Annotated in this window: 7 protein-coding genes and 1 pseudogene; 5 read left to right on the forward strand and 3 right to left on the reverse strand. The window is 70.4% G+C overall.

All coding sequences use genetic code 11. The features are described 5' to 3' along the window. Positions 1 to 16: 16 nt before the first annotated feature. Entirely contained in the window at positions 17 to 853 is an 837-nt protein-coding gene (locus ACFO6Q_RS04730; protein WP_380019399.1) for an alpha/beta fold hydrolase, read from the reverse strand. Positions 854 to 866: 13 nt separating this feature from the next. Further along, on the reverse strand, positions 867 to 1937 hold the full coding sequence (locus tag ACFO6Q_RS04735) for a LacI family DNA-binding transcriptional regulator (protein WP_380019400.1): 1071 nt from the start codon (positions 1935 to 1937) through the stop codon (positions 867 to 869). Positions 1938 to 2093: 156 nt separating this feature from the next. Here ACFO6Q_RS04735 and ACFO6Q_RS04740 point away from each other — a divergent pair, with 156 nt between their 5' ends. Together ACFO6Q_RS04740 and ACFO6Q_RS04745 are read left to right on the forward strand one after the other, a co-directional pair. Further along, on the forward strand, positions 2094 to 3782 hold the full coding sequence (locus ACFO6Q_RS04740) for a Tle-like phospholipase domain-containing protein (protein ID WP_380019401.1): 1689 nt from the start codon (positions 2094 to 2096) through the stop codon (positions 3780 to 3782). Between the two features lie 199 nt (positions 3783 to 3981). Next, positions 3982 to 4638, forward strand: coding sequence for an ankyrin repeat domain-containing protein (locus ACFO6Q_RS04745; RefSeq protein WP_380019402.1), 657 nt, complete (start codon positions 3982 to 3984; stop codon positions 4636 to 4638). A gap of 104 nt (positions 4639 to 4742) precedes the next feature. Here ACFO6Q_RS04745 and ACFO6Q_RS04750 read toward each other — a convergent pair whose 3' ends face one another. Then, positions 4743 to 6014, reverse strand: a complete 1272-nt coding sequence (locus ACFO6Q_RS04750; protein WP_380019404.1) for a sugar MFS transporter — start codon at positions 6012 to 6014, stop codon at positions 4743 to 4745. A gap of 343 nt (positions 6015 to 6357) precedes the next feature. Between ACFO6Q_RS04750 and ACFO6Q_RS04755 the strand changes: the two are divergent. The 3 genes and pseudogenes from ACFO6Q_RS04755 to ACFO6Q_RS04765 all read left to right on the forward strand — a co-directional run. Next, a pseudogene (locus ACFO6Q_RS04755) lies at positions 6358 to 7335 on the forward strand (glucokinase); the annotation flags it as partial. A 186-nt stretch (positions 7336 to 7521) separates the two neighbouring features. Next, entirely contained in the window at positions 7522 to 10251 is a 2730-nt protein-coding gene (locus ACFO6Q_RS04760; RefSeq protein WP_380019695.1) for a TonB-dependent receptor, read from the forward strand. 226 nt (positions 10252 to 10477) lie between these two features. Continuing rightward, positions 10478 to 12823 carry a beta-N-acetylhexosaminidase gene (locus ACFO6Q_RS04765; RefSeq protein ID WP_380019405.1) on the forward strand — a complete coding sequence of 782 codons (2346 nt, stop codon included), beginning with the start codon at positions 10478 to 10480 and terminating at the stop codon, positions 12821 to 12823. Positions 12824 to 12939: the final 116 nt, after the last annotated feature.

Genomic DNA, 12939 nt, shown 5'->3' on the forward strand with positions numbered 1-12939 from the left:
CGCGACAGCGCCGTGTTCAGGTCGTGGAATCGCTGAGGCGGTTGCGCGCGTCGTCCGTCTCGGGCGGCAGGCGATCCAGCCAGCGCGCGACGAGATCGAGCACCCCCTCGGCCCGTTCGCGATGCGGAACGTGGCCGCAGTCGGGCAGCAGATGCGTGTCGGCCGGTCCCGCCACGCCGCCGGCGATGCGCTGCGGATGGCGCGCCGAGCCGTACTCGTCGCGGTCGCCGTGCAGCACCAGGGCGGGGCAGCGCACGGCGCGCAGGTCCGCATCGAGGTTCCAGCCGGCAAATTCCGGCGCCAGCCAGGTGTCGATCCACGCGCCGAGCACCCAGGCGGCCTTGTCGCCGTGGTACCGGGCGAGGCGCTCGAGCCGGTCCGTGCCGGCGAAAGCCTGCCGCGCGGCGCGGATGCCTTCCCGCGTGCGGTCCTCGACGAAGGCCTGCGCCGACTCCGTGATCAGGGCGATGCAGTCCGCGCCGGACTGCGCGGCGGCGGCGATCGCCATGCCGCCGCCGACGCTGTGGCCGAACGCGACGAAGCGCTCCAGGCCCAGCTGGTCGCGCAGGCAGCGCAGGCCGGTACGCGCCTCGTCGTGGACGAAGTCGAAGCCGAGCCGGTCCGGATGCGGATCCGAGCGGCCGAAGCCGAGGCGGTCGTAGGCGACTACCTCGCGCCCGCTCGCCGACGCGAGGCGGGCCGGGAAGTCGCGCCACGTCTCGACGCAGCCGAGCGAATCGTGCAGCAGCACCACGGCGGCGCGGTCGTTCCGCGGCGCGGGATTCCAGCGCCGCGCGAACAGGCGGCCGCGGTCGCTGCGTATCCAGGCGTCCCGGACGGAGATCGCGGGCACGAACGGCTCCGTGTCAGGACGAAGCGGCGATGCGCACGCGTGCGGTCGAATCGCGGATCACCAGCTGCGGGCTGAAGCCGCGGTTGGCCGGCGGCGGCGCGCCGGCGGAAGGCCGCAGCTCGGCGATCAGGCGCAGCGCGGCGTGGCGGGCGATGTCCTCGGTGGCCTGCTTGGCGGTGGTCAGCGCCGGCCAGCTCTGCTTGGAGAACGGGCTGTCCTCGAAGCCGGCGATCGACAGCTCGTACGGCACGTCGATGCCGTTGGCCTTTGCCGCGGCGAGCACGCCGGCGGCGATCTCGTCGTTGGAGCCGAAGATCGCGGTCGGGCGGTCGCGCAGCGCGAACAGGCGGCGGGCGCCGCGGAAGCCGTCTTCGAACGAGTAGTCGCCGGGGATCACCAGTTTCTTGTCGAGCGGGATGTCGTAGGCCTTCAGCGCCGCCTCGTAGCCCTTGAAGCGTTCCGGGCTGGAGCGGTGCTCGGCGCCGCCCCAGAGGAAGCCGATGCGCTGGTGGCCGAGCTGGATCAGGTGCTCGGTGATGTCGTAGGCGGCGTCGCGGTCGTCGACGTAGACGCAGGGGTAGCCGTCGTTGGGATCCTCGGCGGCAGACAGGATCCGCACCAGGCGGATGCCGTGCCCGGCGAGGTGGCGGATCAGGTCCATGCGCTCGGACATCGGCGGCGCCAGCACCAGCCCGGCCAGGCGGGCGCGGCGCACCAGCTCGCGCAGCTCGTCGGCGAGGTCGGGCACGCGCGAGTCGCAGGGGTGGATCTGCAGGCCGAAGCCCTGGTCGCGGCAGGCGGCGAGCACGCCGTTCTGTACGCTGATGACGTAGTACGGGTTGGGATTGTCGTAGACCAGGCCGAGCGCGTACGAGGTGGCGCTGCGCAGGCTGCGCGCGGATTGGTCCGGTTCGTAGTCCAGCTCGTCGATGGCGCGCTGCACGCGCTCGCGCGTCTCCTCGCGCACCGAGAGCTCGTTGTTGATGACGCGCGAAACCGTCTTCAGCGACACTTTCGCGTGCCGTGCGACGTCCTTGATCGTGGGTCGGTTCACCGGGACCGCCTTGGAGCCTGTTGGGGCCATCCTAGCGGCCGCCACCGGATCGGGAAACGGGCGACGCCGCCGGAACCGGCCCGCCGGGGGGCGGCAGGCCCCGCCCTAGGTAGGGTTTTTCCTAGCTAGGCCGTGGCTGGACGGCCTGCGAAGCTGCGGCATCGTCCGTAATGCCCGGGTGGTGCCATGTCCGCGATCAACGCCTACGACTCCGCCTCACGGCTGTCCTCGTTGCCGCCGCCCGAGCCGCCGCGCTCCCAGCTGCAGCCGCAGTCGACGCAGCCCACGCCGGTCGGCGATGGCCGCTTCAGCGATCAGGTCGGCGGCACCAGTCCGCAGCAGCAGACCGATCTGCAGATGGCGCAGATGGCCAACGATTCCTACAGCCTGCCGGACGGCACCACGCACGCGACCGGCACGCAGTCCGAAACCGAGCTGAAGGCCGCCGGCTGGACGCGCCTGCAGCCGGCGCCGGGCGAGAACCCCGATCACCTCGTCGATGCGAACGGCAATCGCGTCAACATCGATCCGGCCGCGCTCGATGATCCCTCGACCGGTTTCCGCGCCGCGATCTACCAGAACCCGCAGGGCCAGTACGTCGTCGCCTACGCCGGCACGAACCCGTCCGAGCTGCCGGATCTCGGCGCCGACGCGACGCAGGCGTTCGGCCTCGACACCAAGCAGTACAACCAGGCGATCAGCCTGGCGAAGAAGGCCGAAGTCGCCTTCGGCGACGGCAACGTGGTGTTCACCGGCCATTCGCTCGGCGGCGGTCTCGCCTCGGCGGCCGCGCTCGCCACCGACGCCAGCGCGGTGACGTTCAACTCCGCCGGCCTGAGCAACGAGACCCTGCGCGGCCTCGGCTTCAACCCGAACGAGGCGCGCGACCAGGTCGCCGACAGCGGCCAGGTGCGGCGCTACACGGTCAATTCCGATCCGCTGACGCTCGCGCAGCAGGACATCCCGGCGATCCCGGTGCCGTTCACCCCGCTGACGATCTCGCCGCCCAATGCGGTCGGCCACGAGCTGCGCATCGCGCTGCCGGAAGGCACCACGCCGGTGATCGGCGCGCACGGCGGCAGCGGCGACGGCACCTCCTACGTCGAGGCGCTGCGCACGCGCACGCCGTACGACGCGACCAACCCGGGGCTGCTGTCCAACACCGTGCAGAACCTCGGCGAGTTCGAGTTCAACACGCTCGGCAGCCTGATCGGCGGCGTCAAGGACGTCGTCACCGACGGCATCGACGTGGTCAAGAACACCGCCGGCGACATCCGCGGCGTGGTGCAGAACGAGTTCGCCAACGGCAAGTTCATCGAAGGCACCGCCAGCATCGCCGGCGACGTCGTCGACGGCGGCCTGGATCTGGCCGGCAAGGTCGTGCAGGACGGCGTGTCGACGGCCGGCAAGGTCGTGCGCAACGCCACCGACGCCGGCGGACAGCTGGTGCGCGATCTGGGCAAGTCGGTCGGCCTCGAGACGCCGGCCAACTTCGTCGCCGGCCTGATCGAAGGCGGCGGCAACCTGCTCAGCAAGGGCACCGACGCGGTCGGCAAGGGCGTCGCCTGGGCCACCGACAAGCTCGGTGACGGCCTGGAGTGGGGCATCGACAAGGTCGGCGACGGCGCACAGTGGCTCGGCGAGAAGACCGTCGAGGGTGCGAAGTGGGTCGGCGAAAAGACCGTCGAAGGCGCCAAGTGGGTGGGCGAAAAGACCGTCGAGGGAGCGAAATGGGTCGGAGAGAAGACCGTCGAGGGAGCGAAGTGGGTCGGCGAGAAGACTGTCGAAGGTGCCCAGTGGGTCGGCGACAAGGTCTCCGACGGCGCCAAGTGGGTCGGCGAGAAGGCCAGCAAGCTGCTGCCCTGGAACTGGTAGTCCCCTCGCGTTCGCGTAGCGAAGTCCGCGGGCTTCGCTATGCTCGGGACCCCGTGCCCCATGCGGCTCGCGTCCAATCCCGGCAATGACTCCGCGCCTCCCCTCGTTCAGCCTTCCGCGCGCGACTCGCTTCGCGCGCTGGGCCTGCCTTATTCTCCTTGTCTGCGGCGCCGCCTGCGGCCAATCAGGATCCCGTTCGATGACGACCCAACAGACTTTCACCGATCCTTCCGCCGAAGCGCTGGCCGAAGCCGCCAAGGCCGGTGACGAACTGCGCATCCGCAAGCTCGTCGCCGACGGCGCCAATCCGAACGCGCAGGGCGCGCGCGGCCTGCCGCTGCTGCAATGGGCCATGCTGAACCAGAGTCGTCGCGGCTTCGAGGCGTTGCTCGCGGCCGGCGCCGATCCGACCCGCGGTGACGCCGGCGGCACCACCGCGATGCATCTGGCCGCGCAGGCGGATTCGCCGTACTGGCTGGAAACGCTGCTCGCGCGCGGCGTCAGCCCGGACACGCCGAACACGATCACGCAGGCCACGCCGCTGATGGCGGCGCTGATGGCCGAGCGCGCCGAGAACGCCGACCGGCTGCTCAAGGCCGGCGCCAAGGTCGACCTGGCCGACCGGCAGGGCGACACCGCGCTGCACGTCGCCGCGCAGATCAACGAGGCCGGTCGCGTGCTGCAGCTGCTCGACGCCGGCGCGAATCCGACGCGCAAGAACGCGCAGGGCGTGACGTTCCAGCGCTACCTCTTCATGACCAAGGACTCGGTGCTCGGTGCCGACGTGCGCCGTCAGCGCGACGCGGTGAAGACCTGGCTGCAGCAGCACGGCGTCGCGCTCGAAGGCGCGCACTGAGGCCGTCTGCGCGGCTGTCGCGTCGGCGCAAGCCGCGCCCCGTTCTGCAACGCCCCGGACGCCGCCTGCGGCGCTCGACGTGATGGCCGCGTCGCCAGCCGCTGCTAGCGGCGCCCGGCGCGATGCCCGCGCAGCGCGTAGTACAGGATGTACAGATAGCTCGGCAGCATGATCGCGACGAAGACGAGCTGGAAGTCCCAGCGTTCGCGCAGCAGGGCGAACAGCTGCGGCACGATCGCGCCGCCAGCGATGCCCATGATCAGCAGCGCCGATCCGGTTTCGGTCAGGCGGCCGAGCCCGGCGATCGCCAGCGGGAAGATCGCCGGCCACATCATCGCGTTGGCGAAGCCGAGCGCGGCGACGAAACCGACCGAGACGTAGCCGGTGGTCAGGAACGCGCCGATCGCCAGCATCGCACCGAGCGCGGCCGACAGCGCCAGATAGCGCGCCTGCGAGACGAAGCGCGGAATCGCCACCAGCCCGGCCAGATAGCCGGCGAGCATCGCCGCCAGCGTGAACGAGGTGAAGAACTTGGTCTCGTCGGCCGGCAGGCCGAAGCCGTGGCCGTAGGTGCCGATCGCGTCGCCGGCCATGACCTCGACGCCGACGTAGAGGAACAGGCACAGCACGCCGAGCCACAGGTGCGGGTGGGCGGACAGGCCTTTCGCGCCGGCGTGCGCTTCGTCGTCGGCACGATTGACGTCGGCGGCGCGGATCTCCGGCAGCGGCGAGCGTGCGATCCAGAAGCCGAGCGTGGCCAGCACCACCGCCATCGCGACGTAGGGCAGGTGGATGCGCGCGGCGAACGCGTCGAGCAGTGCCGCGCGGCCGGCGGCGTCGACGCTGTGCATCTGCGTCTTCAGGTCGCCCAGGCCGTGCATGACCAGCGCGCCGAGCACCAGCGGCGCGAGGATGCCGGCGACCTTGTTGCAGATGCCCATGAAGGCGATGCGCTGCGCCGCGCTGTCGATCGGCCCGAGGATGCTGATGTACGGATTGGCCGCGGTCTGCAGCAGGGCGACGCCGGCGCCGATCACGAACAGTCCCGACAGCGCGCCCGGATACCAGCGGCGCACGGCGAACTCGCCGAAGGCGAGCGCGCCGACCGCCATCACCAGCAGGCCGATCGCCATGCCCTTCTTCATGCCGGTGCGGCGCAGCAGCCACGAGGCCGGCAGCGCGAAGAAGAAGTACGACAGGTAGAACACCATCAGCACGAGAAAGGCGTTGACGGTGTCCAGGTCGAAGGCGAGCTCGACGAACTGGATCAGCGGACCGTTGAGCCAGGTGACGAAGCCGAAGATGAAGAACAGCAGGCCGATGACGAGCATCGGCGTGAGCGTGTCCTGCGGCTTCGACGCGGCGGCGGCTGTCATCGTGCGAATCTCCCCTTGGAGTCCGTCGTCGCCGGCCGGGCGGAGGCTGCTCCAGTCCGGTCATGACGGCGATGTATCAACGTTGTCATCGCAGCGCAGGATCGCCGCCGCGATGAAGGTTCCGGCTCCCTTCCCTGGCCGGAAAGCATTCCTGAAGGCTTCCGGACGCCGTTCGGAAGGCGCGCGGATCGACTCGGAACTTACCCACGTTTACACAACGCGTCATTTTGCAGTGCAAGATTGACAACGTTGTCATCGAGTTCGAGACTGCGCCCGAGATCACCGTCGCCCGAGCGGCGGGCGAGGGGCGGAGGGACGAGTGCGCAGCGAACCGGGGCAGCCAATCCACGCGTCGGCATCGGCCGCGCCGCTGATCGCGGCGGACGTCGGCGGCACGCATGCGCGCCTGGCCCTGATCGATTCCGCCGCCGGCGGTGATGCCCCCTTCACGGTGGCGCGCTACGAGAAATACGCCTGCGGCGACTTCGCCAGCCTGGCCGCGATCGTGCAGACCTTCCGCGACGCGCACGCGGGCGCGGCGGTCGAACGCGTGGCGCTCGCCATCGCCGGCTACGTCATCGACGACGCGGTGGTCAACCTGAGCCTGCCGTGGCCGGTGTCGATCTCCGGCCTGCGCGACGCGCTGGACTTGCGCGAGCTGGCGATCGTCAACGACTTCGAGGCCGCCGCGCACGCGCTCGGGCATCTGGGCGCGGACGACGCCAGCCTGCTCAGCGGACCGGCGCAATCGGGCGCGGGGCCGGTGCTGCTGGTCGGTCCGGGTACCGGGCTCGGCGCGGCGGTGCGCATTGCGCATCCGCACCAGACACTGGTGCTGGCGACCGAGGCCGGCCAGGCCACGCTGGCGCCGGACAGCGATCTGGAGTTCGCCCTGCTGCGCGAATTGCGCGCACGCGGTTCGCGCGTGCTGATCGAGGACGTGATGTCAGGCACGGGCCTGGCCAACCTGCACGTGGCGGTGCGCACGCTGCGCGGCGCGCCGCCGCGCGCGCTGACGCCGGCGCAGATCACCGCCGCCGCGCTCGAGCGCAGCGACGCGCACGCCGTCGAGGCGGTCGAGGTGTTCTGCGGCTGGTTCGGCAGCGTGCTCGGCGATCTGGCCCTGCTGTACGGCGCCACCGGCGGCGTCTATCTCGCCGGCGGCGTGCTGCCGCAGATGAAGCCGCTGCTGCTGCGCAGCCGCTTCGTCGAGCGCTTCCTCGACAAGGGCGCGATGCGCGCGGCGCTGGAGCGCACGCCGGTGCGTCTGGTCGAGCACGCGCGCCTGGGCGTGATCGGCGCGGCGAGCTGGTTCCTCCAGCGCGACGTCGGCCGGTCCGATTTCGACAGGCCCGGTTCCGACCGGCACCCGTCCACCACCCGCCGCGCGGTCCGCGCGGACACGCCTGCGGGGACCGCGGCGCAACCGAGCAAGGATCGGCCAGACCCGGCGAGCGGCGCGCAGCGGACGCGTCAGCAGACCAAGACCTGAGAGGGGAACGAGATGATCCAGTACAACAGAACGCTGCTTTCGGCGGGCATCCTCGCCGCATTCGCCCTCGCCAGCGCCGCGCATGCCGGAGCGCCGGCCGAGGCCGCGGCGCCGGAAGGCGCCGACGCCGCGCAGGACGCCGGTGCGCCGGGCGACAGGGCTCCGGGACAGGAAATGGAGACGATCGTCGTGCACGGCATCCGCGAGAGCCTCAAGCGCTCGCTGGAAACCAAGCGCGACGCCGATGCCATCGTCGACGCGATCACCGCCGAGGACATCGGCAAGTTTCCCAACACCAACGTCGCCGAGGCGATGGTGACGATTCCCGGCGTCTCCATCGACCGCCGCTTCGGCCAGGGCGAGCGCGTCAGCATCGACGGCACCGACCCGAGCCTCAACCTGTCCTTCATCGACGGCCATCCGGTCGCGCAGGCGATCTGGCTGTACGGCGAGCAGCCCAACCGCGGCTTCGACTACACCTTGCTGGCGCCGGAAATCCTCGGCCGGCTGGAGGTCTACAAGTCGCCCGAGGCGCGCCTGCCGGACGGCAGCCTCGGCGGCACCGTGATGATGCACACGCGCCAGCCGCTCGACCTGGAGGCGAACACGATCTCCGGCTCCATCGGCTACAACTACAACGACCAGGCCGGCAGCGGCCGGCCGACCGGCTCCATCCTGTACAACTGGAAGAACCCGCAAGGCACCTTCGGCTTCAACGTCGCCGCGCAGCGCTACGAGGAGAAGGTCGACCGCCAGGGCATCGAGATCTTCAACTACCACAAGGTCGCCGAATACGCCGAGCACAGCGCGGCGGTGGCGGCGCAGGTGGCCGCCGGCGAACTCGATCCGAACGCGCTGGTGCCCGACGAGATCAACGCGGCGTACTTCCAGCAGACGCGCAAGCGCGACAGCGCCGTGGTCAACCTGCAGTTCAAGCCGAGCGACGAGTTCGACGCGACCCTCAGCGGCATGTGGATCCGCGAGAACTTCGACAGCTACAACCAGTCGGTCTACAACTTCATCCACTGGAACGCCGGCACGATGGCGGCGGTCGACCATCTGACGCAGGGCGACAACGGCCTCGTCGTCGGCGGACATTCGTCCGGGCCGAACGCCGGCATCATCTACGACAACCAGCTGCGCCAGTCGGAAGTCACCACCAAGGGCGCCGACCTGCGCCTGAACTACCACGGCAACGGCTGGGGCCTGAGCGGCCAGGCCGGCGTCAGCAAGTCGGAGAACCCGAAGATCGGCCAGTACCTGCTCGAGCCGGTCTACTACGGCGACTTCAGCTGGACGCTGCGCAACGGCTACACGCTCGACGATCCGCAGTCCGGCCGCGACCCGTCGCGCTGGGGCGGCGGCTGGCTCGGCAACAACGGCATCTTCTCCGCGCACGCGAAGGAGACCTACGGCCAGCTCGACTTCAGCAAGGACCTCGGCGGCTTCTTCAACCAGCTGCTGGTCGGCGTGCGCTACAACAAGCACGACGAGGACTACGCGCTGAACGTCTACGGCGGCGTCAATCCCGGCACGCTGGCCGACGTCGGCACGATCGGCTTCACCGACATCCTCGGCGAGTTCGGCGGCTTCTCGCGCGACCAGGCGCGGCACATCCAGGTCGGCCGCGGCAACATCCTGCGCTGGATCCGCAACAGCCCGCTCGATCGCGCGCATCCCGATCCGGGCAGCTTCCTCAACAACACCTGGGAGCTGACGCAGAAGAACAGCGCCGCGTACATGCAGCTGAACTTCGGCGGCGACGGCTGGCGCGGCAACGTCGGCCTGCGCTACGTGCACACCAAGACCGACGGCTCGGGCTTCAACCTGCCGGGCAGCATCGCGCCGAGCCTGCCGGCGCAGCCGGGCTGGTGGCAGACCCGGAGCTCGACGCAGAACAACGTGCTGCCGTCGTTCAATCTCGCCTATGACCTGGCCAGCGACGTCGTGCTGCGCCTGGCCGGCGCGCAGGTCATCGCGTGGGCGCCGTACAACCAGATGGTCAACAACACCTTCCTCAACGACACGGTGCTGACCGGTACCGGCGGCAACGCCGGCCTGAAGCCGTACAAGTCGACCAACTTCAACCTGTCGGCCGAGTGGTACTTCGCCGAACAGTCGGTGCTGGCGGCATCGGTGTTCTTCAAGCACGTGCTGAACTTCATCGACACCACGCCGGCGACCGAACGCCACTACAACTCGATCCGCGACACCGACCCGACGCAGTGGGCGAGCATGATCGGCAGCGGCGGCTGCAGCGCCGACGGCTTCTGCGACTACCAGGTCTCGCGTCCGCACAACGCCGGCAGCGGCAAGATCAAGGGTGTCACGCTGACCTACCAGCAGGCGTTCGGCGAAAGCGGCTTCGGCGTGGTGGCCAACTACACCTACGCCGACGGCGAGACCAGCCAGGGCAATCCGATGCCGTACCAGTCGAAGAACTCGATCAGCATCGGTCCGTACTACGAGCACGGTCCGCTCAGCGCGCGCCTGAACTACAACTGGCGCAGCCACTACCTCGCCGGCGGCTACGTCGCCGGTGCGCCGCCGGCGGTGGTGGACGACTACACCGACCTCAGCGCGAGCCTGGGCTGGCGCTTCACGCCGAACCTGATGGTCACGTTCGACGCGATGAACCTGCTCAACGAGAAGTACCACCAGTATGCGGTCGGCAACAAGCAGCAGCTGTTCGCCGAATACACCACGGGCCAGCGCTACATGGCGAACCTGCGCTTGAATTTCTGAGCGCGCCTCGGGAAAGTCCGGAAGGCTGCGCCGGCGTCGTGCCCGCCAACGCGAGCACGACGTCGAACGCGGCGATGCGGACTCCCGTTCCGCAACTCCGTTTCGCACGTCGCGGAAACGTCGAGGGGACCTCGGCGTTGCGCGACGCCCCCGACTCCAACGCGGCGAATTGCGGGCCGGCGGAGAATCCGGCCCGTTTTTTTTTGATCGAACGGAGGTACCGCCGATGCGCGTGATCGCGACCCGGACACGAAGGCTCGCCGCGCTCGCGCTGCTGGTCCTCTCGTGCGGCGGCTGCGCCCGGCAGGCGGCCGTCGCCCCGGACACCCGGACGGCCCTGCCGCTGCTGCCGATGCCGGCGCAGGTCGAGCGCCGCCCCGGCCATTTCCTCGTTCGCGACGGCATGGCGCTGCGGGTCGATGCGCGCAGCGACGAAGCCGTCGGCGTCGCGCGCCGCTTCGCCGACCTGCTGGCCCGGACGCGCGGGCTGCATCTGCAGCTGCAGACGGACGAAGGCACCGGCATCGACGCGGAAGCGATCACGTTCCGTCTCGACGCGCAGGCGCCGGCCGGCGAGGGCTACGAAATCGACGTCGACGCGCAGCGCGCCGTGGTTCGCGCGCGCGAGCCGCGCGGCTTGTTCTACGGTGGCGTGACGCTGTGGCAGTTGCTGACCGCCAGCACCGCACCGGCGACGGCGATCGAACTGCCGGCGCTGCGCATCGTCGACGCGCCGCGCTTTGCCTGGCGCGGCGCGATGCTCGATTCGGCGCGCCACTACCAGCCGGTGGAATTCGTCAAGCGCTTCATCGACCAGCTTTCCCTGCTCAAGCTCAACACCTTCCACTGGCATCTGACCGACGACCAGGGCTGGCGCATCGAGATCAAGCGCTATCCGCGGCTGACCGAGGTCGGCGCGTGGCGCCGGCCGGCCGGCGCGGCCGGCACCGACGCGAACGGACAGCCGGTGCGCTACGGCGGCTACTACACGCAGGAGGAGATCCGCGACGTCGTGCGCTACGCCGCCGAACGCCAGGTGACGATCGTTCCGGAGATCGACGTGCCCGGCCACATGCAGGCGGCGATCGCCGCCTATCCGCAACTCGGCTCGGCCGGCGACACGCCGCCGGTCTCGCCGGACTGGGGCGTGCACAGCTATCTCCTCAACGTCGACGAGGCGACGTTCGCGTTCGTGCAGAACGTGCTCGACGAGGTGATCGCGCTGTTCCCGGGGCGCTACGTCCACATCGGCGGCGACGAGGCGGTCAAGGACCAGTGGCAGGCGTCGGCGCGCGTGCAGGCGCGACGGCGCGAACTCGGACTGCCGGACGACGCCCGCCTGCAGGGCTGGTTCGTCGCGCGCCTGCAGCGGCACCTCGCCGCGCGCGGCCGGCTGCTGATCGGCTGGGACGAGATCCTCGAGGGCGGCCTGCCGCCCGAGGCGGCGGTGATGTCGTGGCGCGGCGCGCAGGGCGGCGTCGAGGCCGCGCACGCCGGGCACGACGTGGTGATGTCGCCGAGCCCGGACCTGTACCTCAACCACCTACAGAGCGATGCTGCCGGCGAGCCCGGCGGGCGCTTCGAGGTGCGCAGCCTCGCCGACGTCTACGCCTTCGACCCGCTGCCCGCGGCGCTCGACGAGAGTGCGGCCAGGCACGTGCTCGGCGCGCAGGCCAACCTGTGGACCGAGCACCTGCGCACGCCCGCCTTCGTCGAGCACGCGGCGTTCCCGCGCCTGGCCGCGCTCGCCGAGGTGCTGTGGTCGCCGCTGCGCACGCACGACTGGCCCGGCTTCGTCGAGCGGCTGGTGCCGCAGATGGCGCGCTGGCGCTCGCTCGGCGTCGCCGCGGCCGACAGCGCGCTCCAGGTGCGTGCGACCGCGCAACCGGCCGTGGACGACGCACGCATCGACGTCGCGCTGTCGAGCCAGTCCGATCTGCCGATCCGCTACGCGCTCGACGGCCGCGATCCGCAGGCGGACTCGCCCGCGTACCGCGAGCCGTTATCGCTGGCGCCGACGGGCGAGCTGCGCGCGGCGGCCTTCCTCGGCACGCAACGCGCCGGGCCGGTGCTGCGCTTCGAGCCCGCGCGGTCCGTCCTGGCCCGCGGCAGCGATCGCCTGCAGCAGTGCAGCGGCAAGCTGACCCTGCGCATCGAGGACGACGCGCCGCCGGCCGGCGCGCGCGCGTTCTTCGACGTCGACCTGTTCGATCCGTGCTGGATCTGGCCGGACGCGCCGCTCGAAGGCATCGCGCGCATCGAGGCGGTGGTCGGCCAGCTTCCGTACAACTTCCAGCTGTGGAACGACGTGCGCAACATCGTGCCGCGTCCCGCGCCGGCGTCGGTGCCCGGCGAACTGCAGGTCCGGTTCGGCGGCTGCGACGGGCAGACGCTGGCCGCGCTGCCGCTCGCCGCCGCCGCGGCGAACCCGGTGCTGACGACCTTGTCGGCGCCGCTTGCGGCACATCCGGGCCGCGGCGACCTGTGTTTCCGGTTCAGCGGCAAGGGGCACGATCCGCTGTGGGCCGTCGACGAAATCCGCCTGCTTCCGGCCGAGCCGGCGCCGCGCTGATCGCGGCAAGGTTTCACTTCGTGACAAAGTGGAATACTGAAATGTGAAGTACATCAACGCCTTCCGGTAATTGCTGGCACGAAACTTGATTCACTTTTCGCGGGGGCCAGGACGGC

Source organism: Dokdonella ginsengisoli, from assembly GCF_042652785.1.
Taxonomy (GTDB): Bacteria; Pseudomonadota; Gammaproteobacteria; order Xanthomonadales; family Rhodanobacteraceae; genus Dokdonella_A; species Dokdonella_A ginsengisoli.